Here is a 22,818-nt window from a genome sequence, read left to right as displayed (position 1 = left end):
CACTCATGCCTCGTTACTCCGAGGGAGCGCCGGCAAGCCGTGGTAGCCAAGCTGCTGCCTCCCCGCAACCTCTCCCCGCAGGTGATCGCGGAGCAGGAAGGGAGCTCGCTGGGCACCGTCTACACGTGGCGCAAGCAAGCCCGTGCCGAAGGGCGCTGCCTGCCAGATGCTCTGGGCAAGGGCGCCGATGACGAAGCGGCATCGCTCATATGAAAGCTCTCTATTGCAAGGATGGCCGGCGGTGCCTGCATCCGTGCAGGACGCGTGACTCTCGTGGCCGCGCGTCCGGTATTGTCGGCGGTTCATTGAAACAGGGTGATTCCTGCAGAATTACGACTTAAGCATAAGAGCGTTCAGCGCTCGGCAGTCAGCCGCCAGGCCAACGACTCGCCGGCGCGAAACGGCACCAGGCGTTCGCCGCCGCAGCTAATCGATTCGGTCACCGTCTGCGCCTGACGGGTCAACTCGACGTGGCCCTGGTTGAGTGCCAGGCCATAGAAGCGCGGACCGTTCTCGGAACAGAACGCCTCGAAGTAGTCGAGCGCGCCCTCCTCCTCGAATACCGTGGCATAGACCTCGAGCGCGGTCGGCGCGTTGAACACCCCGGCGCAGCCGCAGGCGGTCTCCTTGGTGTGGGCCAGATGCGGCGCCGAGTCGGTGCCCAGGAAGAAGCGTGGATGACCGCTGGCGATCGCCGCGCGCAGTGCCTGCTGATGGCTGCCGCGCTTGAGGATCGGCAGGCAGTACAGGTGCGGGCGAATGCCGCCGACCAGCATGTCGTTGCGATTGTGGGCCAGGTGCTGCGGGGTGATCGTCGCCGCCAGGCAGTCGTCGCCCGCCTGCACGTACTGCGCGGCGTCGCCGGTGGTGATGTGCTCGAAGACGATCTTGAGCTCGGGGAAGGCGCGCCGCAGCGGCGCCATCACCGTGTCGATGAAGACCTTCTCGCGATCGAAGATGTCCACCTCGGCGCGGGTCACCTCGCCGTGGATCAGCAGCGGCATGCCGATGCGCTGCATGACCTCGCACAGCGGATAGATCGCCGTGACGTCGCGAATGCCGTGGGCGGAGTTGGTGGTGGCGTTGGCCGGGTAGAGCTTGGCGGCGGTGAACACGCCCTCGCGATAGCCGCGCTCGAGCTCGTCGGCGGTGACGCTCTCGCTCAGGTAGCAGGTCATCAGCGGCGTGAAGTCATGCCCGGCGGGCAGCGCGTCGAGGATGCGCCGGCGGTAGGCCGCGGCGGCGGCCACCGTGGTCACCGGCGGCGCCAGGTTGGGCATCACGATCGCCCGGCCGTATACGGCGCTGGTATAGGGCAGCACCGCCGCCATCAGCTCGCCGTCGCGCAGGTGAAGGTGCCAGTCGTCGGGGCGGCGGATGCGCAGCGTGGTGGGGACGGTCATGGCGGACTCCTGTAGATCGATTAGGCCGGGGGCGAACGGCGCAGCAATAATACCAGCGCCACGCCGGAAAGCAGCGCCACGAAGCCGGCGAATCCCACCCCGGTCGGCGCCAGGCCGATCGAACGCGAGACCAGGCCGATGCCCACCACCGGGATCGACAGCGCCACGTAGGCGATCACGAAGAAGGTCGAGGTCACCGAACCGCGCTGGTCGGCCGGGCTCGCCGCGGCGATGGCGCCCAGCCCGGCGCGAAAGCCGATGCCTTGGCCGAACCCGGCGATCAACGCCCCACCGAGAAACAGCCCCATTGTCGCCAGGGCGATGCCGAGGCCGACCAGCGCTGCCCCGACGATGACCACCGCGCAGCCCAGCGGCAAGCGCCAGGCCGCCGGCAGCCGGCCCTGCATCAGTTGGCCCAGCGTCGAGGCGAAGAACACCGACCCGGCGACCAGCCCGATCAGCGCCAGGTTGGACTGACCCAGCACCTGTTGCATGAAGGCCGGCGCGGTGGCGGTGAAAAAGCCCAGCACCGCGAAGCCGGCGAACCCGGCGATCGCCGCCGGCAGGAACACCCCGCGCACCGTATCCGGCACGCGCAGACGCTGCATGCGCAACCGCGGCCGCGCCGGGCGCGTCACCGTTTCCGGGGCGTAGGCGACGGCGACCACCGCCAACGCCAGCAGGCCCAGATGCACGGCGTAGGCCAAGTGCAACGGCCACTCCACGTACTCGCCGAGCAGCCCCGCGATCACCGGGCCCAGGCCCAGCCCGCCCATGTTGACGGCGGTGGCGGCGAAGGTCGCCGAACGCCGCCAGGCCGGCGGCGCCAGCTCGATCACCGCCACCGTCGCCGTGCCGGTGAAGATCCCCGCGGAGATCCCCGAGACGACCCGCGCCACCAGCAACGGCGCCAAGCCATCGCTGGCCAGGAACAACGCATCGCTCAGTGCCGCGGCAACCAGCCCGGCGAACAGCAGCGGGCGCCGGCCGAGCTGGTCGGACCAGCGCCCGGTCACGATCAGCGCACCCATCACCCCCACCGCGTAGGCGGCGAAGATTACCGTGATGATCAGCTGCGAGAAGCCGTACTGCGCCTGATAGAGCGGGTACAGCGGCGTGGGCAGCGTGGTTCCCAGCATGATCACCAGAAAGGCGAAAGCGGCGCCCAGAAAGGCCCGCGCCGGCGAACGCCCGGCAGGGGAAGAAGCGGTGGCGAAAGCCATGAGCGTCCTTAAGGTTGCGAATCGGTCGGGTTAGTGTAGAGCCAGCGCGACAATATGCGATAATTTACGGCTCCTTTGAACCGGCTCAATCGGACCCGTTATGTCCCATGGCACGCTTTACATCGTCTCGGCGCCGTCGGGCGCCGGCAAGACCAGCCTGGTGCGCGCACTGATCGAACGCCTCGACGGCATCCAGGTCTCGGTGTCGCACACCACCCGGGCCATGCGCCCCGGCGAAGTCGACGGCGTCAACTACCACTTCGTGGACGTCGCGACCTTCGAGCGCATGGTCGAGCGCGGCGACTTCTTCGAACATGCACGGGTCTTCGACAACGACTACGGCACCTCGCGCCCGGCGGTCCAGGCGCGCCTCGCCGCCGGCGAGGACGTGATCCTCGAGATCGACTGGCAGGGCGCGCGTCAGGTCCGCGAGCAGATACCCGGAGCGGTCTCGCTGTTCATTCTGCCGCCCTCGCGGGAGGCGCTCCATCAGCGGCTGGCCTCGCGCGGTACCGACGGCCCCGAGGTGATCGCCCGGCGCATGCGCGACGCGGTCAGCGAGATGTCGCACTTCGACGAATACCAGCACGTGATCATCAACGACGACTTCGACGACGCGCTGGCCCAGCTGGGCGGCCTGGTACTCGCCGAGCGCTCGCGGCTCGCACGGGTGCGCGAACGCCACGGCGCCCTGCTACAAGCGCTCTTGTCACGCATCGAGGGGGTCGAGTAGACTGATCTGTCCTACCGCGCGACGCGATCGCGCCCCCGAATCATGCTTTATCGGCCAAGTCAGGAATACCGTCCATGGCGCGAGTTACCGTAGAAGATTGTCTCGACCACGTCGAAAACCGTTTCAAGCTGGTGATGATCTCCACCCAGCGCGCCCGTCAGCTGGCTCGCGGCACCCGCGATGCCCGCCTGCCGTGGGAAAACGACAAGCCCACCGTGATGGCGCTGCGCGAGATCGCCGCCGGTCAGATCGACGAGAACGTGCTCAACGAGCCGGTGGAAGCCCCCATACGCCCCTCGCGCCCCGAGCCCAGCTACGACCCGGAGTCCTGAGGCCCGCCGTCGCCTTGGCGGCGTCATGCGGCTTGCCGCAACGCGCCAGGCACCGGGTTTTAACGTCAGGGGCTTCAACGTCAGGGCTTAACCCAATAGGCGCGCTGTATGTTTACCATCGATGACTTGGCCGACCGCCTCGGCGGATATCTCCCGCAGGACGAGATCCAGCAGGTCAAGCGCGCCTTCTACTACGCCGAACAGGCCCACGACGGCCAGCGCCGCCGCTCCGGCGAGCCCTACGTCACCCACCCGCTCGCCGTCTCCAATATCCTCGCCAACATGCACATGGACCATCAGAGCCTAATGGCCGCCATGCTGCACGACGTGATCGAGGACACCGGCGTCACCAAGGAAGCGCTGGCCCAACAGTTCGGCGAACCGGTCGCCGAGCTGGTCGACGGCGTCTCGAAGCTGACCCAGATCACCTTCGAGGACAAGGCAGTCGCCCAGGCCGAGAACTTCCAGAAGATGGTCCTGGCGATGTCCCAGGATATTCGAGTGATCATCGTCAAGCTCGCCGATCGACTGCACAACATGCGCACGCTGGGCGCGCTGCGTCCCGACAAGAAGCGTCGCATCGCCCGCGAGACGCTCGAGATCTACGCCCGCATTGCCGGGCGGCTGGGCATCAACACCATCCGCATCGAGCTCGAGGATCTGTCGTTCCAGGCGATCTATCCGATGCGCGCCGAGCGCATCAAGCGCGCCGTGTCGATGGCCCGCGGCAACCGCCGGACGATGATCCGCCAGGTTCAGACCAGCCTGCAGAACTGCCTCGACGACGACGCGCTGCCGGGCACGGTGATCGGTCGCCAGAAGCACCTGCTGTCGATCTATCGCAAGATGCGCGACCAGCGCAAGCCGTTCGCCGAGATCATGGACGTGTTCGGCTTTCGCATCATCACCGACGACGTCGACACCTGCTATCGCATCCTCGGCGCGGTGCACAACCTCTACAAGCCGGTTCCGGGGCGCTTCAAGGATTACATCGCGATTCCCAAGGCCAACGGCTACCAGAGTCTGCACACCACGCTGTTCGGCGCCAACGGCATGCCCATCGAGGTGCAGATCCGCACTCGCGAGATGGAGGCGATGGCCAACAACGGCATCGCCGCGCACTGGCTGTACAAGGCCGGCCAGACCGATCGGCCGATCGCCGCCGGCAGCCACGCCCGGGCCCGCGAGTGGGTGCGCGGGCTGCTCGAGATGCAGCGCCATGCCGGCAACTCGCTGGAGTTCATCGAACACGTCAAGAACGACCTGTTTCCCGACGATATCTACGTGTTCACGCCCAAGGGCGATATCATGGAGCTGCCGCAGGGCGCCACCGCGGTCGATTTCGCCTACACCGTGCACACCGACATCGGCAACAGCTGCATCGCCTGCCGCATCGACCGCCACCTGGCGCCGCTGTCGAGCCGCCTGGAAAGCGGCCAGACACTGGAGATCATCACCGCCCCCGGGGCGCGCCCCAACCTCGCCTGGCTGTCGTTCGTGATCACCGCCAAGGCGCGCTCGGCGATCCGTCACGCGCTCAAGCACCAGCAGCGTAACGAATCGATCCATCTCGGCCGGCGGCTGCTCAACAAGGCATTGGCCGACTTCGACACCAGCCTCGAGGAGCTACCCGAGGCACGGCTGTCGGCGCTGCTCAAGGCGCTCGAGCTCAAGGCGCCCGACGACCTGCTGGAATCGATCGGCATGGGCACGCGCATGGCCTATGTCATCGCCCGCCAGCTGGCCGAGCAGCCGGTCGCCGAGGCCGATAACGTAGGCCTCGGCGGCCAGGGCAACCAGACCGGCCCGATGGTCATCAGCGGCACCGAGGGCATGGTGCTGAGTTTCGCACGCTGCTGTCACCCGCTGCCCGGCGATGCGATCATCGGCCACCTGTCGGTGGGCAAGGGCATCGTCGTCCACCGCAATGTATGCCGCAACGTGCGCGAACTGCGCAGCGATCCCGACAAGCTGTACGCGCTGGAGTGGGCGGACGAGGTCAGCGGCGATTTCCCGGTGGCGCTGCGCATCGCCATGGAGACGCGCCGCGGGCTGGTCGCCGAACTGGCCGGACTGGTCACCGATGCCGACGCCAATATCGAGCGAGTGGGCATCGAGGAGCGCGACGCGCGGCTATCGATCATCAACCTCACGCTCTCGGTGCGCGACCGGGTGCATCTGGCACGCATCATCAAGCGGATCCGCAACCTGCCGCACGTCAGTCGCATCAACCGCATCCCCAACTGAAGCATCTCGCCCGCCCCGCCGCCCGACGGCGGCGGGGCGGGCGTTGCGTTTTTGCTGTGTTCTCGCAAGCGTTGCCTGGCCCCGGCCAGGCACAACGATAACTGAAGGAGTCTCGCCATGAGCAACAAGGCCGTCATCCAGACCGACAAGGCGCCCGCCGCCATCGGCCCCTATTCGCAGGCCATCAAGGCCGGCAACACCATCTATCTGTCGGGGCAGATCCCGCTCGATCCGCAGCGCATGGAACTTGTCGACGGCGATATTCAGGCCCAGGCCCGCCAGGTGTTCAAGAATCTTGCCGCGGTCTGCGAGGAGGCCGCCGGCTCGCTGCAGGACATCGTCAAGCTCAACCTCTATCTGGTCGATCTGGACGACTTCGCCAAGGTCAACACGGTCATGGAGGAATTCTTCGAGTCGCCCTACCCGGCGCGCGCGGCGGTCGGCGTCACGGCGCTGCCCAAGGGCAGCCAGGTCGAGGCCGAGGCAATCATGGTGATCGGCGACTAGCCTCGTCGCCGACAGGGCGCTGCGCCGCTCAGGCCTTCTCGGGGCGGGTCGCGGCGCCGGTGGCCAGCAGTTCGGCGTAGCCTTCGCGGAAGGTCGGGTAACGAAAGCGGTAGCCGGTCTCGCACAGCCGGGTGTTGTTGCAGCGCTTGCTCGAGCGGCGCTTGAGCGGCGACTGCATGGTTGCGCTCGACTCGACCCTGAGCCGCTGCGCCAGCCAGGCGGTGACCTCGTGCAATGGCACCGGCTCGCAGTCGCTGGCCAGGTAGAGCGTGTCGATCTCGCGCTCGGCCAGCGTCATTTCGATCAGGTGGGCAAGCACTCCGGCGCAATCGTCGCGATGGATGCGGTTGGTATACATCGGCGGAATCGCCGCGCCCATGCGGCCCTCGCGCACCTGCTGGATCAGCCGGTCGCGGCCGGGCCCGTAGATGCCCGAGAAGCGCACCACGGTGCCCGGCAGCGAGTGCGCCTGCAGCGCCTGCTCGGCGGCCAGCATCAGTTGCCCGGAAAAGCCGTGCGGCTCGGTCGGGGAGTGCTCGTCGACCTGTTCGCCGTCCTGCTGGGCATAGACCCCGGTCGAGGACACGAAAAACACCCGCTTGGGTGCCGCCTCGCGCCGGCCGAACTCGTCGAGCACCGCCTTGAGGCCATCGAGGTAAGCGGCCCGATAGGCCGTTTCATCGAAATGGTCGGCGCTGGCCACATAAACGATAATGTCGGCCTCGGGCAGCTGCGCAAGCGCCGCCGAATCGTTGAGATCGAGCGCCAATGGCTCGATCGGCGTATCGTCGAGGGATTGCGGATGGCGACGCACGCCGATCACGCGATGACCGGCTTCCGCCAGCTGCAGGCCCAGCGTCGTTCCGATGTCGCCGCAGCCCAGAATAAGACTCGTATTCTTCACCTTTACCTGGCTCCTTGGTAAAACGAAGTCATTCATCGATGCAATAGGATAGCCCTCTCGGCCCCACTCATGACTCTAACAGAACTTCGCTACATCGTAACCTTGGCGCAGGAGCGCCACTTCGGGCGTGCCGCCGAGCGCTGCTTCGTCTCGCAGCCCACGCTGTCGGTGGCCGTGAAGAAACTCGAAGAGGAGCTGGGGGTGGCGTTGTTCGAGCGCTCCAAGTCCACCGTCCAGGTCACGCCGCTGGGCGAGAAGGTGATAAGCCAGGCCCAGCGCGTGCTCGAGCAGGCCAGCGTGATCCGCGAGCTGGCCAACGAAGGCAAGGATCAGCTGGCCAGCCCGTTGCGCATCGGTGCGATCTACACCATCGGCCCCTACTTATTCCCCTACCTGATCCCCGAGCTGTCACGCAGCGCGCCGCAGATGCCGCTGTACATCGAGGAGAGCTTCACCGCCGAGCTGCGCCGCAAGCTCAGAAGCGGCGAGCTCGACGCGATCATCGTCGCGCTGCCGTTCACCGAGGCCGACGTGGTCACGCGAGCGCTCTATGAGGAGCCCTTCGAAGTGCTGATGCCCAGCGATCATCCCTGGACGCGCAAGGCGACCATCGACAAGGAGAACCTGCTCGACGAGCGCCTGCTGCTGCTCGGCGAGGGCCATTGCTTCCGCGATCAAATCCTCGAGGCCTGCCCGGCGATCGGCACCCACCTCAACAGCCCGAGCAACACCTTGACCGCCGAAGGCGGCTCGCTGGAGACGATCCGCCACATGGTCGCCTCCAAGCTCGGCGTCACCGTGCTGCCGCGCTCGGCGATCGGCACCAATCATTACGAGTCCGGATTGCTCGAGAGCCGGCCCTTCACACCCACCGCGCCCAGCCGTACCGTGGCGATCGCCTGGCGGGCCAGCTTCCCGCGGCCCAAGGCGATCGATGCGCTGATCGCGGCGATCGACGCCTGCCAGCAGCGTCATGTCGACCCTGTGCCGGCATGAGCGAGCTCGACCAACCGGTCAACGCGCTCGACGGGGTCGGCGAGGCGCTCTCCGCCAAGTTGGCGCGGCTGCGCATCGATACGCTCGGCGACCTGTTGTTCCATCTGCCGCTGCGCTATCAGGATCGCACGCGGATCACCCCGATCGGCACCCTGCGCGCCGGCATGGAGGGCGTGGTCGAGGGCGAGGTGGCCGCCGCCGACGTGGTCAAGGGCCGCCGACGCAGCCTGCTGGTGCGGCTCAAGGATGGCTCGGGGATCATCAGCCTGCGGTTTTTCCACTTCTCGCCGGCCCAGCAGCAGCAGTTCGCCCCCGGAGCGCACGTGCGCTGCTTCGGCGAGGCGCGCGCCGGCGCCACCGGGCTCGAGATCTATCATCCCGAGTATCGCCTGCTGAAATCCGGCGAGACCCCGGTCGAGGACCATCTGACGCCGATCTACCCGACCACCGTGGGGCTGACCCAGCCGCGCCTGCGCGGACTGATCGGCCAGGCCCTGAAAATCCTTGCCGGCGCGCCGCAGGCGCTGCCCGACGGCATTCCCGAACCGCTGCGCGAACGCTTCCGGCTACCCGAGCTGCACGCCTGCCTGCGTTACCCCGATCTCGAGCGGCTCGCCGCCGGCACCCACCCCACCCAGCGCCGGCTGGCCCTGGAAGAGCTGCTCGCCCACCAGCTCAGCCTGCGTCAGGTGCGCCTGCGCATCCAGGCCGACGGCGCGCCGCCGCTGCCCAGCGGCCGCGGCCTGCAGACGCGCTTCGTCGCCCAGCTGCCGTTCTCGCTGACCGGCGCCCAGCGGAGGGTGCTCGACGAGATCGCCCGCGACCTGGAAACCGCCCAGCCGATGCTGCGCCTGGTGCAGGGCGACGTCGGCTCGGGCAAGACGGTGGTCGCCGCGCTGGCCGCGCTGGCCGCCATCGCCGGCGGTTGCCAGGCGGCGGTCATGGCGCCCACCGAGATCCTCGCCGAGCAGCATTTTCGCAATTTCCGCGACTGGTTCACGCCGCTGGGCATCGACGTCGCCTGGCTGGCCGGCAAGCTCAAGGGCAAGGCGCGCCTCGACACCAAGGCGGCGATCGCCGACGGCCGGGCGCAGGTAGTGGTGGGCACTCATGCGCTGTTCCAGGAGGACGTGCACTTCCAGCGCCTGGGCCTGGCGATCGTCGACGAGCAGCATCGCTTCGGCGTCCACCAGCGCCTGGCGCTGCGCCAGAAGGGCGAAGCCGGCGGGCTGACCCCGCATCAGCTGATCATGACCGCCACGCCGATCCCGCGCACCCTGGCGATGAGCGCCTACGCCGATCTCGACCTGTCGGTGATCGACGAGCTGCCGCCGGGGCGCACCCCGGTGCAGACCGTGGCGGTGCCCGACGAACGCCGCCCCGAGGTGGTCGAGCGCATTCGCCGGGCCTGCGACGCCGGTCGCCAGGCCTACTGGGTCTGCACGCTGATCGAGGAGTCAGAGGCATTGCAGTGCCAGGCTGCCGAAGCGACCCGCGACGCGCTGACCGAGGCGCTGCCGGCACTCGCCGTCGGCCTGGTCCACGGGCGCATGAAGGCCGCCGAGAAGGCCGCGGTGATGGACGCCTTCAAGCGCGGCGAGCTCGACCTGCTGGTCGCCACCACGGTGATCGAGGTCGGCGTCGACGTGCCCAACGCCAGCCTGATGATCATCGAGAATCCCGAACGCCTGGGGTTGTCGCAGCTTCATCAGTTACGCGGGCGGGTGGGGCGCGGCGATACCGAGAGTTTCTGCGTGCTGCTCTACCGGCCGCCGCTGTCGGCGCACTCCCGCGAGCGGCTGGGGGTGATGCGCGAGACCACCGACGGCTTTCGCATCGCCGAGAAGGATCTCGAGCTGCGCGGCCCCGGCGAAGTGCTGGGCACCCGCCAGACCGGCCTGGCGCAGATGAAGATCGCCGATCTGGAGCGCGACCGCGATCTGCTCGAGCGCGTCAGCCCGCTGGCCCGGGCGCTGCTCGAGGAAGCGCCGGATGCCAGCGCGCCGCTGATCCGCCGCTGGCTGGGCGAGGAAGCGGGCCGCTACGGCCAGGTGTGAGACGCGCCCTTACTACGTCTCGCTCAGCCCTCCTGGGCCGCCAGCCGCGCCGCCGCATCGCGCAGCGCCACCAGTTGACGGCTGATCAATGACAGCTGAGTCTGCAGCAAGCGGCGCTCCTCGCTGCTTTCCTCCATCGCCTGGGCCTGCAGCGCCAGGCCGCGCGCTTCGGCATCATCCAGCGCCGGCATCGTGCCGCGTTCGCGCAGCCGCCCGGCGATCGCCTCGAGATCGTCGCCGATCGCCTCGGCGGCCTGGCGCAGCGTGGCGTCGTCGGCCAGCGCGCGGGTCTCGCCGCGATGCGCGCCGAGCGCCGAAAGATAGCTGAGCAGGGTGTGCGAATGGCCAAGGAAGCGAAAGCCGACCTCGGCGTCCTTGCGGAAATGCCCGGGCTCCAGGCGCACGTTGGCGAGCAGTGTGGACAGCGCGGCGTCGGCGTTGTGGGCGTTGCGCCGCGCCAGCCGGTAGTCGAGATCGTCCTGCTTGCCGCCGATGTACTGGCTGACGATCTCGCGCAGGTAGCGCACGCTGGCGATGAGCGTCTCGGCACCCTGGCGATGCAGCCGCCGGCCCTGCCAGTCGGGCAGGATCAGCATCACCGCCAGGCCGGCGATCAGTGCCCCGACCAGGGTATCGAACAGCCGTGGCCAGATCAGCCCGAAGCCGTCGCCCACCTGATTGAAGCTGCACAGCACCAGCAGCGTGATGGCGGCGGTGGCGACGATGTAGTGCCGCGTCCGGCTGGCGAAGAACACCACCCCGGCGAGTACCGCGATCGACAACTGGATCAGTTGGCCGGGAAACAGCGAGATCAGCGCCCAGCCGGCGACCAGCCCGACCACCGTGCCGACGATGCGCTGCCACAAGAAACGCCGCGTAGCGCCAAAATTGGGCCGGCACACGAACAGGCTGGTGAGCAGGATCCAGTAGCCCTGGGCGGGATGCACCAGGTGCAGCACGCCGTAACCGACCATCAGCGTCACCGACAACCGCAGGGCATGACGGAAGATCGGCGAGGCCGGGGTAAGGTGCGACAGGAGGCGGTCGCGCACGTCGCGCAGCCCGCGCGGCGAGCGGTCGTACAGGCTGCTGTCTGGATGCTCGTCGCGGGCGTCGGGGTTCTGCGCCCCGCTCAGCTGGTGCTCGAGGGTGGCCAGGTTGTCGGCCAGCGCGTCCAGCGAGTGCAGCAGTCCGCGCCATTCGGGGCGCCGCTGGGCATGCAGGTAGTCGAGCGAGGCGCTCAGATCGCGCAGCGCCTGTTCGCTCTGACCATGCTCGAACGGCCGGCGCATCAGCAGCGCCCGGGCCAGCGAGCGGCAGCCCCGGCCCTGCTGGTCGAGCAGCCGCTGGCAGCGAAACAGCACATCGTGATGAAAGAACGCCTCGGCCAGCTCACCGTAGGGGTAGTGCGAGGAGCTGGCGCGCTCGTGGATGTCCTGGGCGATGAAGTACAGCCGCAGGTAGCGATTGAGCTTGTGCGCGCTGCGCTGGCCCTCGAGGCGCCGGAAGATCATCTCCTTGGCCTGGTTCAGGGCATTGACCACCCGGCCGTTCTGCTCGGCCAGCGCCAGCCGGCGGGCCTCGATGTCGAGTCCGCGCAGCGGTTCGAACAACAGCGCCTTGAGGCGCAGGTACTCGCCCAGCTCGCGAAACACCAGCGCCATGCTCAGCTTGAGCGGCTGGCGCGAGAACAGCGCGCACCAGACCACCGAGATCACGCCGTACCAGGCCGCACCGATCACCAGCAGCAACGGCTCGCGCCACAGCTCGCCGAGCGCCACGCTGTCATGACGCTCAAGATCGATCATGGTATAGATCGCCAGGATCAGCGTGGCGTAGGCAATGGTGGCGTAGCGCTGGCCCACCGCACCGAGCATGGTCATGGCGAACGTCGACAGCGCCAGGCCCACGGCGAACGCCCAGGGGTAGCCGAACAGCATTTCCACCGACAGCGCGGCGATGCTGAAGCAGGCGAGAGTCGCGCCCAGCGCCTTGAGTCGGCCCTGCCAGCTGTCGTCGGTCTCGGCCAGCGCACTGGCGATGATGCCCAGAAACAGCGGGATCAGCTTGGCCATGTCGCCGAGCTGCCAGCAGACCAGCAGCGCCCCGACCAGCGCAATGAACACCCGCAGGCTGTAGGCGAAGGTATCCAGGGTCCACAGGCGTCTGAGCGGCTGATCGAGCAGGCGGGGCAACATAAGCGGAAATCGTGTCCTGTTGCGGGAAGGGCTGGCTTCTCCAAACTACGACTTTAGTTTAACGTCAATCACCGTTCGAGTCGTGCGGATAATCGCTCGCTCAGCGCAGCTGGCCGAGCAGCTTCTGCAGACGTTGCAGATCGCGGGAGTCGCCGACCAGCCGGACCCGGCCGTCGATCATGCCGTCGAGAAAGGCCCGCTGGGTGGGTTTCTTGAGAATGGCCAGGGCGCTGTCGGCGTCGCGAAAGCGCAGTTCCAGATCGAGATCCACCGGCAGCCCGGGTGCGCTGTCGATAGCTTCGGCGGTCATTCGATAGTGCCGGGCGATGCGCAGGTCCTCGGTGGCGATGCCCCAGTCGAGGCGGCCGTTGTCGCGCAGCAGCTCGCCAAAGCGCCCCTGACGGCGACGCGCGCGCTTGAGCATCCAGCCGAGTAGCCACAGCAGCATTCGCAGCTTCATGAAGCATCCAGAATTGACGATGAGCGCAGAGCGCGTGCCGGCTGCCGGGCAGCCGGCCTGGCGGAGAAACCCGGGTCAGCGGGTTCTCCGCAACACGCCGTCTACTTGGAGACGGCGTCCTTGAGGGCCTTGCCGGCCTTGAAGGCGACGGTCTTGCTGGCCGGGATGGTCAGCGACTCGCCGGTCTGCGGGTTCTTGCCGGTACGGGCCGCCCGCTCGCGCACGGTGAAGGAGCCGAAGCCGATCAATGACACGTCCTGGCCCTTGGCCACGGTACCGGTGATCTCGTCGAGGATGACGTTGAGTACCTGACTGGCCTTGTCCTTGGAAAGATCGGCACGCTCGGCGATCGCCGCCGCGAGTTCTGGCTTGCGCATAAAGCCCTCCTGATTTGGCTGATAAGACAGCGGTCGCTACCGCCGCTTGTTGTTTTTCATGTCGTGGGTGTGTGCGATGTAACCGCGGCCGGCAGGCCGGCGGGCGATATGACGCCACTAGATTAGCAATGCCGGTGCGGCCCGCGCCAGTTCGACTTTCCGCCGCACGCAGGCGCCTGTCAACGCAAAGCCCATTAAACGCTCGTTTTCGTCCTCGGCAAGCGCGGTCAAATCGCTGCCTTGGCCCTCGATCCGCCAGCGCGCGGGGGCTGTGCGCGGGGGCAGCGCGACCACCGGGCAGCACGGCGTCTTGACGATCACCGGCCATGGCCCGTAGCGCACCGCGCTCGGGGTGCCGGCCAGCGTCGCCGCCAGCGCCTTGACGCTGGCCTGCAGCGGCTGCACGTACATCGCATTGATCCCGTCGACGCAGGCCACGTCGCCCAGCGCGTAGATCCCCGGCGCCGAGGTGCGCAGCTGACGGTCGGTATGGATGCCCGCCGCGCTGGTCTCGAGTCCGGCCGCGTGCGCCAGCTCGCGGCGCGGCGCCAGGCCGGTGGCGACCAGCACCAGATCGGCGTCCAGACCGTGGCCGTCGTCCAGCGCCAGGCGCAGGTCGCTGCCGTCGTGGGCGAGCGCGGTCACGCTGCGCCCCAGGTGCAGATCGATGCCGGCAGCGGCCAGCTCCCCGGCCAGCGCCCGGCCCAGCGGCTCGGGCAGCAGGCGCGCCAGCGGTGCGCTTTCCGGGGCCACCAGCGCCACGCCGTGTCCGCCGGCGGCCAGATCGTTGGCGTACTCGCAACCCACCAGGCCCGCGCCGACGATGGCGACCCGTGCCGGCCGCTCGAGTGCGGTGAGCGCGGCATGAAAGGCGCGATAGTCGTCGAGGTCGTTGATCGTGAACACCCGCCGGTGCCTGAGCGCCGCATCGATCGCGAAGGGTGGCTGCGGCGCGGCGCCGGTGGCGATCACCAGCTCACTGTAGGCCAGCCGTTCGGCCCCGATGTGCAGCTCGCGCGCGGCCGGATCGAGCGCCTCGACCCGGGTATAGGTGCGTACCACCAGCTGCAGTTCGTCGGCCACGGCCAGCGCCGAGCGCGTGGCCAGCGCACCCGGTGCCAGGCGCTTGGCGAAGCCGGTGGAGAGCAGCGGCTTGGCATACTCGTCGCCGCCGTCGGCGGTGATCAGGGTGATCGGCCGGCCGGGCTGGCGGGCACGTAGCTGGCGAGCCAGGCCCAGTCCGGCCATGCCGCTGCCGAGGATGGTCAGGGGTGCATTCATGCGCAGTCCGACAGGCTCCTAGGCCGTGGAGTGGGCCGCCCATGGTACACTAGCGCGCCCAATCTGACCCGGCCCGAGACCACAGGAGAGCACCGTGCACGAGGCCCAGCCCCGCCATGCCGCACCGCCACGCTGGCCCCGTTGGCGCCCCGCGGCGGCCTGGCGCATGGCGATGAGCCCGGCCTGGTGGCAGTGGCTGGCGAGCCGCGACTCGCTGACGAGGCGGCTGGTCGCGGCCGGCGGCGGCGACTTCCGGGTACGTCTGTTGACGCAGCGCATCGCGCGCGCCCGCGCCGACGAAGCGCGGGCGCTGGGCATCGCGCCCGGCCAGCGGGTCTGGTGTCGCGAGGTGGCGCTGTGTGTCGGCGGCCGGCCCTGGGTCGTCGCCCGCTCGGTGGCGCGACTCGCCAGCCTGCGCGGCCAACGCCTCAATCAGCTCGGCGAGCGCTCGCTGGGCAGTTGGCTGTTTCGCCAGCCGGGGCTGGTCCGCGGTCCGATCGAGATCATCCGCCAGCCGCCCGCCCTGCACGGCGAAGCGGGACTCTGCGAGACGTGCTGGTCGCGCCGCTCGTTGCTGCGTCACGGGCGTTTCGCGGTGCTGGTGCAGGAATTCTTCCTGGTACGCATGGCGGATGAACTGGGGCTGGCCAAACGCTAGACTAGCGGGGATCGTCTCCGGAGGCACTCATGCAGCAACCCAGCTCGCCCCCCACCGGCCTTGCGCGCTTCAGCCCGGCGCGCCTGCCCGCTTTCCTGCAGCTGACCCGCCTCGACCGGCCGATCGGCACCTGGCTGTTGATGTGGCCGACGCTGTGGGCGCTGTGGATCGCCGCCGAGGGCCTGCCCGAGCGCGCCACGCTGCTGATCTTCATCGCCGGGGTGTACGTGATGCGCGCCGCGGGCTGCGTGATCAACGACTACGCCGATCGCCATTTCGACGGCCACGTCAAGCGCACCCGGGACCGGCCGCTGGCCACCGGGCGAATCGGCGAGGGCGAGGCCAAGGTGCTGTTCGGCGTGCTGGTGGCGCTTGCCTTCGTGCTGGTCTACCTGACCAATCCGTTCACCATCATGCTGTCGCTGGGCGGCGTGGCGCTGGCGTTCATCTACCCGTTCATGAAGCGCTACACCCACTGGCCGCAGCTATTCCTCGGCGCGGCCTTCTCGTGGGCGATCCCCATGGCCTTCGGCGCGGTACTCGGCGAGTTGCCGGCCGACGCCTGGCTGCTGTTCTTCGCCAACGTGGCGTGGACGGTGGCCTACGACACCCAGTACGCGATGGTCGACCGCGACGACGATCTCAGGATCGGCATCAAGTCCACCGCGGTGCTGTTCGGCCACTACGACCGGCTGATGATCGGCCTGTTGCAACTCGCCACGCTGACGCTGCTGGCGGTGGTCGGCACCCGCCAGGCGCTGGGCGGGTTCTTCTGGGCCGGCCTCGCGGCCATGGCGCTGATCTTCGTCTACCAGCACTGGCTGATTCGCGAGCGCTCGCGGGAGCGCTGCTTCCGGGCGTTTCTCAACAACCACTGGGCGGGACTGGTGCTGTGGGCCGGCCTGGCGTTGACGCTGTGGCCGAGCGCCGGGTGACTTCCCGCCACGCCAGGATTGCAGCGGCGCGGCGCTTGTCACAAGCTTGTCATGTCGAGACGGTGTAATCGTCATCGACCTGTCATTGGTGGAGGCCCGGCAACATGACATCCAAGACCGTACTGATCGTCGATGACGAGTCCGCGATCCGCGAGATGATTGCCGTGGCGCTGGAGATGGCCGATTATCGCGTGCTCGAGGCCGACAACGCGCAGAGCGCCCACGCCCTGATCGTCGACGATCAGCCCGATCTGCTGCTGCTCGACTGGATGATGCCCGGCACCAGCGGCATCGAGCTGGCGCGGCGGCTCAAGCGCGAGGAAACCACCGCCGAGCTGCCGATCATCCTGCTCACCGCCAAGAGCGAGGAGGACAACAAGATCCTCGGCCTCGAGGCCGGCGCCGACGACTACATCACCAAGCCGTTCTCGCCGCGCGAGCTGGTCGCCCGGCTCAAGGCGGTGCTGCGCCGGACCACGCCGCGCGGTATCGAGGACGCGGTCGAGGTCGAGGGACTCACGCTCGACCCGGCCAGCCATCGGGTCTCCGCGCATGGCCAGTCGCTGGAGATCGGCCCCACCGAGTACCGCCTGCTGCAGTTCTTCATGACCCACCAGGAGCGCGCCTATACCCGCGGCCAACTGCTCGACCAGGTGTGGGGCGGCAACGTCTACGTCGAGGAGCGCACCGTCGACGTGCATATCCGCCGCCTGCGCAAGGCGCTCGGCGAGCCCCATCAGCACCTGATCCAGACCGTGCGCGGGACCGGCTATCGCTTCTCGGCCAGACTCTGAGGGACCGCGATGTACTACTGGACCAACGAACTCTGGCGGCTGGGCTATCTGGTCGGCGGGCTGGGGCTGTTGGGCTGGGTGCTCGGCGAGCCGGGCTGGGGGCTGGCGGTCGGGCTGGGGCTGTTCTTGTTCATTCACCTGCGCCATCTGCGCGAGCTGTACGTCTGGTTGACCTATCATCCCGGGCGCGAGCCGCCGGTGGGCAGCGGCGTGTGGGGCGATCTGTTCGATCGGCTGTACAAGTACCAGAAGAGCCAGCGGCTGACCCAGCAGCGCCTGCGCGACGTGATCCGCCGCGTCCAGGAATCCTCCGAGGCGATGCGCGACAGCGTGGTGATGCTCGACAGCCGTGGCGACCTGGAGTGGTGGAACAGCGCCGCCGAGCGCATGCTCGGCCTGCAGACCCGCCACGATCGCGGCCAGCACATCACCAACCTGCTGCGTTCGCCGCGTTTCGTCGACTATTTCAATGCTCGCGACTACCGCGAGCCGCTGACACTGCCCTCGCCGCTGCGCGACGACCTGATCCTGCAGTTTCAGATCACTCTCTACGGCGACGACGAACGGCTGGTGATGGCTCGCGACATCACCCGCCTGCACCGCCTCGAGCAGATGCGCCGCGACTTCGTCGCCAACGTTTCCCACGAGCTGCGCACGCCGCTGACCGTGCTTTCCGGCTACCTGGAAACCTACGCCGCCCTGACCGAGGACATGCCGGAGGAGCAGTTGCCGCCGCGCTGGCAACGCGGCCTGACCCAGATGCAGGAGCAGACCACGCGCATGCAGAATCTGGTCAACGACCTGCTGCTATTGTCGCGGCTGGAAACCGATCATCGCCTGGAACAGGAAAGCCGCGTCGACGTCGCCGCGCTGCTCGAGCAGGTCGCCGCCGATACCCGCGCGCTGAGCGAAGCAGGGCATGTCGTGCGCATCGAGACCGACACGCACCGGGGACTCGCCGGCATCGAGCAGGAACTGCACAGCGCGCTGTCCAACCTGGCCTTCAACGCGGTGCGCTACACGCCGCCGGAATCGACCATCACGCTGCGCTGGCGGCCCTGGCGGGACGGCGCCGCCCTGGAGGTCGAGGACAACGGCGAAGGCATCGACCCGGTGCATATCCCGCGACTGACCGAGCGCTTCTACCGCGTCGATCAGGGCCGCAGCAAGGCCACCGGCGGCACCGGGCTGGGGCTGGCGATCGTCAAGCACGTGCTGCTGCGCCACGACGCGCAGCTGGAGATCGTCTCGCAGCCCGGCAAAGGCGCGCTGTTTCGCTGCGTGTTTCCCGCCGCGCGGCTATACCTGCCGGAAGCCGGCGAAACGCCGAACGCCATGCGCAGCACGTCCGATTAGGTGTGATCCCAAGACCACTGGCTGCATGGGCATCGATTGATGAGCACCGATTGAGAGCGACTTGGGCGTTTCGGCAACATGCCTTATTCTCTTAGGCATATTGCCAGAGCCTGGAAGTTGAATATGCAAGCACTCGATAGCGACGTTGAAAACGAAGTCACCCTGCTCATGGGTGGGCGTCGTGGCGTGCAGGCCGATGAACTGATCCGCCAAGGAGTGCCACTGGTGGCCCTCGACCGGCTAGCCAAGCATGGGGTAGACGTCGTGGGTCTGGGCATTATAAAGCCGCGCACGCTGAGCCATCGCCGCTCCCGGGGCGAGACGCTCTCCCCGGCGGAAGGCGATCGCCTGTATCGCGCCGGCAGGATCATTCTGCTCGCCGAGGAGGTCTTTGGCAGTCAGGAGAAAGCCTCCCGATGGTTGCAGAAGCCCAGAAAAGCGCTGGGTGGCATCAGCGCCCTGGAGGCCATCGCGACAACGCCAGGCTACATTGCCGCCGGGCAGCTCCTGGAGCAGCTACGCCATGGGTTCGCCGCGTGACGAGGCAAACCCTGTGGCGCATCTCGAATTTCAAGGATCTTTCCGGCATTGGTGGGACCCAGGTAGCGGGGCGCTGGCACCATAAGGGGCGCCCGGTCGTGTACCTTGCCGATTGTCCGGCCACCGCTCTCCTGGAGGTGCTCGTGCATTTCGAGCTGAGCCTGGATGAGCTGCCGGAGGCGTTCACGCTGCTGCGTGTCGATCTGCCCCAAATCGCCAGTGTGCGAGATGCCCGCGGCAGCCTGCCGGCACAATGGAGCGACGAGCCGGCTACCACCCGAGGCATCGGCGATGCCTGGCTGAAGGAAGCGAAGACCCTGCTGCTGCAAGTGCCAACCGTGATCGTCCCCCACAACTGCAACTACCTTTTCAACCCGCTCCATCCCGACGCGGCCAAGGTCACGTTGACCCACTTCGAGTTCCCCCCCGATCCGCGATTGTTCCCGGCCGAGGGTTGAGGATGACTGAAGCCGGTCTGCCGGAAGGCGACGAGACGCTGCCATGCCTTACAGGCAGGCAAGCAAAATTCTTCGCTCAGTAGTTGCCTATGCACTGTATTTCTTGAAGTTTTCCGCCTGCTCGAACACGTCTCGATAGACTTCGGCGTGGGTTACCGGGGGATAGCCGTTTCTGGACAACAGCATGATCAGCTCGACGCGGAGCGAAGCCCTGATGTCCTGCCGGTTGTTCCAGTCCGGGTACTTCGTCTTGTCATCGACGACCGCCTTGACCTCGGCCGCCAGGGTGAGCAGCCGCTGTTCTTCATAGGGGAACTGGTACTTCACCGCGACGGCCTTGAGGATGTCGTAGAACGCCTTCTCCTCGACGGTAATCCCCAGTGCTTCGAACGAGCCCATCTCCTGCTTCAGTTGCTCCATCAGTTCCAGGAAACTATCGACCGCCTCCTGATGGACCTCGCTGGTAAAGGCGTCATCTTCCTTGCGCTCGTTGTAGAGTTCCACCAGTGAGCGAAACTTCTTCGAGAACTCGATCGCCTTGTGCTGGTTGGTCTTCTTGAACTCGTTGAGCGCTTTTGCCAGCAGCTGCTTCAGTAGCTCAATCTTGGTATTGGGCAGCTTGATCTTGTCCAGGCGGGCCAAGTAATCCTCGTCGAAGAGATCGATCTTCTCGGCGCTCTCCTCGCCCAGCGCAAAAACCGCTTCGACGCCGTCAGCGCGCAGCGCTTCACTGATCATCTCCCGCACCCGGGCATTCATCTGCGCGGTATCCGGCGCGTCGCCCTTGGTCAGCTTGAAGACGATCGAACGCACCGCGAGATGGAAATGCACCCGATCGCGCTCAACCTGACTCAGCTTCTCGCTGCCACAACAGACGTCATAAGCCGTCTTGAGCCGTTTGACCAACGTCATGAAGCGCTTTTCGCGCTTGCCCACACTCAGCACGAATTCGGCAGCACGGTTGAGGCAATCGAGCTGGACCAACGGCTCGCCCTGGAAATAGCCGCTGTCGTCGAAGCCATGCATCAATGTCGCCAGCAGATCCAGATCGTTCTTCACCGCGATCAGCGAGGTCTGGATATCTTCGAAGCTGGTTTCATCGGCCTTCGAGAACTGCGCCAGCGCCTGATTCATCTGACGCTTGATGCCGATGTAATCGACTACCAGGCCCTTGTCCTTGCCCGCGTAGTTGCGATTGACCCGCGAGATGGTCTGGATCAGGTTGTGGCGCTGCACGGGTTTGTCGATATACAGCGTGTCGAGGCTCGGCACATCGAAGCCGGTCAGCCACATATCGACCACGATGGCGATCTTGAAGTTGGACTTCTCGTTCTTGAACTGTAGATCCAGCGTCTTGCGGTACTCCTTGCTGCCGAGCAGATCGTAGAGCGCTTTCGCGTCGTTCTTGCCCCGCGTCATGACCAGGTTGACCCGCGCCATGGGCTTGAGCTTCTCACGCTCGATTGCGGTGGGTTCGTTGCCCGCTTCGAAGTCTCTGACCTCGAACCACCCAGGCCGCAATGCCTGAATCTCCTGGTAAAGCTGCCAGGCGATTTCGCGGCTACTGGAGACGAACATCGCCTTGCCGCGCACGGTCGAGCCTTCTTCCAGGCGACGCTCGTAGTGGGCCACGAAATCCTCGGCCAGCACCCGGATACGATCCGAATCGCCCAGAATCGAGTTCATCGAGGCCATCGCCTTCTTGCTCTCCTCGATCTGATGCTCGTTGCTGCCGGCCTTGGCGCACTCGTCGTAATAGCTTTCGATTTTGCGCAGCCGGGCATCGTCCAGCGTCACCTTGGCGGCGCGACCTTCATAGACGATGCGCACGGTGATCTCGTCGTTGACCGACTCGCTCATGGTGTAGCTGTCGACCACCGCGCCGAACACGTCCAGCGTGGCGTCGATCGGCGTGCCGCTGAAACCGACGTAGGTGGCGTTGGGCAGCGAGCGGTGCAGATAGAAGGCGAAGCCGTAGGCCTTGCGCACCCCCTGTTCGGTGATCTGCACCTTTTGATCCAGATTGATCTGGCTGCGGTGCGCTTCATCCGAGATGCAGATCACGTTGCTGCGCTCGGTCAGAAGCTTCGTGTCTTCGGTGAACTTGTGGATCGTGGTCAGGAACACGCCACCGCTGCGGCGTCCGGCCAGCTGCTCGCGTAGATGCTCACGGCTCTGGACCTCGACGATAGTGTCATCACCGATATAGCCCCGCACGTTGGTGAACTGCCGCGACAGCTGGTCATCGAGGTCCGCGCGATCGGTGATCAGCACGAGGGTCGGGCTTGCAAACGCCAGGCTCTTCATCAAGCGCCGGGCCAGAAACTGCATGGTGTAACTCTTGCCACAACCGGTCGCGCCGAAATAGGTGCCGCCCTTGCCATCGCCCGCGGGCCGCTGTGCGGCCATGATGCTGTGATAGAGCTTGTTGACCGCATAGAACTGCGGATAGCGGCAGACGATCTTCTCGTCCTGATGGGACTTGTCGGGAAAGAAGATGAAATCGCGCAGTACCAGCCGCAGCCGATCCCGGTCGAAAAGCCCCCGCAGCATGGTGTGCAGCGAATCGATACCCTCCTTGTCGACGGAATCGAAGCCGCTCACCTTGCGCCAGCTATAGAAGGACTCGTAGGGCGCAAAGAGGCTGCCCATTCGCGAATTCACGCCGTCGCTGATCACGCACAGCGCGTTGAAGACGAAAAGCTGGGGAATATCGCGCCGGTAGCGAACGGTCAGCTGTTTGTAGGCTTCAAAAATGGAGGTCTGATGCTCGCCGATGGCGCTCTTGAACTCGAACACCACCAGCGGCAGGCCATTGATATAGAGAATTGCATCGGGAATGCGGACGTTCTCCTTGCCCTCGATCTTCAACTGGCTGACCAGCGCATAGCGGTTGGTGTCCGCCGTATACGCCTCCGGCGGCTCGGCCACCTGCGCCAGTGGCTCGGCATGGGGCCGGGCGCCGAGCCGTTCGAGCCCCGCGTCGTCGAACAGCTGAACGTGCAGATCCTGTCGGGCGGGATCTTCACGCTTGAGCACAAAGCCATCCGCCAGCCAGCCGCAGAAGGTCTTGTTGCTCTCGTAAAGATCGCCCGGCGAAAGCCCCTTGAGGCGCGCGATGACCGATTCGATTTCGCCCGGGGTAATGCCGGCATCACCGTAGCGCATTTGCAGGAAGTCGCGCAGATCGGCCTCGATCAGCACGGCGTCCGGTGCGCGCTCGATGCTCGCGCCCAGCCGGTGGGGATAGCCCTGCTCGCCGAGCAGGGCGATGATGGCCGCTTCCAGTTTCGCTTCGGTGAACTTCATGCACTCACGCCGTCTGTTATTGGATCAACATAGAATTATCGGCTTATCTA

Annotated in this window: 20 protein-coding genes and 1 pseudogene; 13 read left to right on the top strand and 8 right to left on the bottom strand. The window is 66.6% G+C overall.

The window, feature by feature from the left end; genetic code table 11:
* Nucleotides 1-5: 5 nt before the first annotated feature.
* Nucleotides 6-165: pseudogene (locus tag HALZIN_RS18090) on the top strand (transposase); the annotation flags it as partial.
* Nucleotides 166-353: 188 nt separating this feature from the next.
* Here the strand turns inward: HALZIN_RS18090 and pyrC are convergent.
* Complete coding sequence (pyrC, locus tag HALZIN_RS0115105; RefSeq protein WP_031385025.1) at nucleotides 354-1,403, bottom strand: dihydroorotase; 1,050 nt, start codon at nucleotides 1,401-1,403, stop codon at nucleotides 354-356.
* Between the two features lie 20 nt (nucleotides 1,404-1,423).
* Complete coding sequence (locus HALZIN_RS0115100; RefSeq protein ID WP_031385024.1) at nucleotides 1,424-2,626, bottom strand: MFS transporter; 1,203 nt, start codon at nucleotides 2,624-2,626, stop codon at nucleotides 1,424-1,426.
* Nucleotides 2,627-2,726: 100 nt separating this feature from the next.
* On the opposite strand from HALZIN_RS0115100, the gene gmk reads away from it, so the two are divergent.
* The 4 genes from gmk to HALZIN_RS0115080 all read left to right on the top strand — a co-directional run bounded on the left by gmk (nucleotide 2,727) and on the right by HALZIN_RS0115080 (nucleotide 6,445).
* Nucleotides 2,727-3,359: a guanylate kinase gene (gmk, locus tag HALZIN_RS0115095; protein ID WP_031385023.1), complete on the top strand. Its 633-nt coding sequence runs from the start codon at nucleotides 2,727-2,729 to the stop codon at nucleotides 3,357-3,359.
* 74 nt (nucleotides 3,360-3,433) lie between these two features.
* The gene (gene rpoZ, locus HALZIN_RS0115090; RefSeq protein ID WP_031385022.1) at nucleotides 3,434-3,691 is read left to right on the top strand and encodes a DNA-directed RNA polymerase subunit omega; all 258 of its coding nucleotides are present in this window, start codon (nucleotides 3,434-3,436) and stop codon (nucleotides 3,689-3,691) included.
* A gap of 108 nt (nucleotides 3,692-3,799) precedes the next feature.
* On the top strand, nucleotides 3,800-5,938 hold the full coding sequence (gene spoT / locus HALZIN_RS0115085) for a bifunctional GTP diphosphokinase/guanosine-3',5'-bis pyrophosphate 3'-pyrophosphohydrolase (RefSeq protein WP_031385021.1): 2,139 nt from the start codon (nucleotides 3,800-3,802) through the stop codon (nucleotides 5,936-5,938).
* Between the two features lie 117 nt (nucleotides 5,939-6,055).
* Nucleotides 6,056-6,445, top strand: coding sequence for a RidA family protein (locus HALZIN_RS0115080; protein ID WP_031385020.1), 390 nt, complete (start codon nucleotides 6,056-6,058; stop codon nucleotides 6,443-6,445).
* 28 nt (nucleotides 6,446-6,473) lie between these two features.
* Here HALZIN_RS0115080 and HALZIN_RS0115075 read toward each other — a convergent pair whose 3' ends face one another.
* Nucleotides 6,474-7,349: an SDR family oxidoreductase gene (locus HALZIN_RS0115075; RefSeq protein ID WP_031385019.1), complete on the bottom strand. Its 876-nt coding sequence runs from the start codon at nucleotides 7,347-7,349 to the stop codon at nucleotides 6,474-6,476.
* Nucleotides 7,350-7,418: 69 nt separating this feature from the next.
* On the opposite strand from HALZIN_RS0115075, the gene HALZIN_RS0115070 reads away from it, so the two are divergent.
* Entirely contained in the window at nucleotides 7,419-8,345 is a 927-nt protein-coding gene (locus HALZIN_RS0115070) for a hydrogen peroxide-inducible genes activator (protein WP_031385018.1), read from the top strand.
* Entirely contained in the window at nucleotides 8,342-10,402 is a 2,061-nt protein-coding gene (gene recG, locus HALZIN_RS0115065; protein ID WP_031385017.1) for an ATP-dependent DNA helicase RecG, read from the top strand. Before HALZIN_RS0115070 ends, recG begins: the two co-directional genes overlap by 4 nt.
* 23 nt (nucleotides 10,403-10,425) lie before the next feature.
* Here recG and yccS read toward each other — a convergent pair whose 3' ends face one another.
* The 4 genes from yccS to HALZIN_RS0115045 form a co-directional block, all read right to left on the bottom strand.
* On the bottom strand, nucleotides 10,426-12,600 hold the full coding sequence (gene yccS / locus HALZIN_RS0115060; RefSeq protein WP_031385016.1) for a YccS family putative transporter: 2,175 nt from the start codon (nucleotides 12,598-12,600) through the stop codon (nucleotides 10,426-10,428).
* A 100-nt stretch (nucleotides 12,601-12,700) separates the two neighbouring features.
* The gene (locus HALZIN_RS0115055) at nucleotides 12,701-13,060 is read right to left on the bottom strand and encodes a hypothetical protein (protein ID WP_031385015.1); all 360 of its coding nucleotides are present in this window, start codon (nucleotides 13,058-13,060) and stop codon (nucleotides 12,701-12,703) included.
* A 101-nt stretch (nucleotides 13,061-13,161) separates the two neighbouring features.
* Nucleotides 13,162-13,467 (bottom strand): HU family DNA-binding protein, encoded by a 306-nt coding sequence (locus tag HALZIN_RS0115050; RefSeq protein ID WP_474600444.1) that lies wholly within the window; start codon nucleotides 13,465-13,467, stop codon nucleotides 13,162-13,164.
* An 87-nt stretch (nucleotides 13,468-13,554) separates the two neighbouring features.
* Complete coding sequence (locus HALZIN_RS0115045) at nucleotides 13,555-14,718, bottom strand: FAD-dependent oxidoreductase (RefSeq protein ID WP_031385013.1); 1,164 nt, start codon at nucleotides 14,716-14,718, stop codon at nucleotides 13,555-13,557.
* A 94-nt stretch (nucleotides 14,719-14,812) separates the two neighbouring features.
* Here HALZIN_RS0115045 and HALZIN_RS0115040 point away from each other — a divergent pair, with 94 nt between their 5' ends.
* From HALZIN_RS0115040 to HALZIN_RS0115015, 6 genes are all read left to right on the top strand, one after another.
* Nucleotides 14,813-15,376, top strand: a complete 564-nt coding sequence (locus HALZIN_RS0115040) for a chorismate--pyruvate lyase family protein (protein ID WP_031385012.1) — start codon at nucleotides 14,813-14,815, stop codon at nucleotides 15,374-15,376.
* A 29-nt stretch (nucleotides 15,377-15,405) separates the two neighbouring features.
* On the top strand, nucleotides 15,406-16,311 hold the full coding sequence (gene ubiA / locus HALZIN_RS0115035) for a 4-hydroxybenzoate octaprenyltransferase (protein WP_031385011.1): 906 nt from the start codon (nucleotides 15,406-15,408) through the stop codon (nucleotides 16,309-16,311).
* A 104-nt stretch (nucleotides 16,312-16,415) separates the two neighbouring features.
* Nucleotides 16,416-17,105 (top strand): phosphate regulon transcriptional regulator PhoB, encoded by a 690-nt coding sequence (phoB, locus tag HALZIN_RS0115030; protein ID WP_031385010.1) that lies wholly within the window; start codon nucleotides 16,416-16,418, stop codon nucleotides 17,103-17,105.
* Between the two features lie 9 nt (nucleotides 17,106-17,114).
* Nucleotides 17,115-18,461 carry a phosphate regulon sensor histidine kinase PhoR gene (gene phoR / locus HALZIN_RS0115025; protein ID WP_051907549.1) on the top strand — a complete coding sequence of 449 codons (1,347 nt, stop codon included), beginning with the start codon at nucleotides 17,115-17,117 and terminating at the stop codon, nucleotides 18,459-18,461.
* A 123-nt stretch (nucleotides 18,462-18,584) separates the two neighbouring features.
* Nucleotides 18,585-19,001, top strand: a complete 417-nt coding sequence (locus tag HALZIN_RS0115020; protein ID WP_031385008.1) for an antitoxin Xre/MbcA/ParS toxin-binding domain-containing protein — start codon at nucleotides 18,585-18,587, stop codon at nucleotides 18,999-19,001.
* Entirely contained in the window at nucleotides 18,998-19,459 is a 462-nt protein-coding gene (locus HALZIN_RS0115015; protein ID WP_031385007.1) for an RES family NAD+ phosphorylase, read from the top strand. Before HALZIN_RS0115020 ends, HALZIN_RS0115015 begins: the two co-directional genes overlap by 4 nt.
* An 87-nt stretch (nucleotides 19,460-19,546) precedes the next feature.
* Here the strand turns inward: HALZIN_RS0115015 and HALZIN_RS0115010 are convergent, their stop codons facing one another.
* The gene (locus tag HALZIN_RS0115010) at nucleotides 19,547-22,768 is read right to left on the bottom strand and encodes a type I restriction endonuclease subunit R (RefSeq protein ID WP_031385006.1); all 3,222 of its coding nucleotides are present in this window, start codon (nucleotides 22,766-22,768) and stop codon (nucleotides 19,547-19,549) included.
* Between the last annotated feature and the right edge of the window lie 50 nt (nucleotides 22,769-22,818).

Source organism: Halomonas zincidurans B6, from assembly GCF_000731955.1.
GTDB lineage: Bacteria > Pseudomonadota > Gammaproteobacteria > Pseudomonadales > Halomonadaceae > Modicisalibacter > Modicisalibacter zincidurans.
The sequence above is the reverse complement of the archived record's forward strand: the minus strand, read 5'-3'. Positions and strand labels throughout refer to the sequence as shown.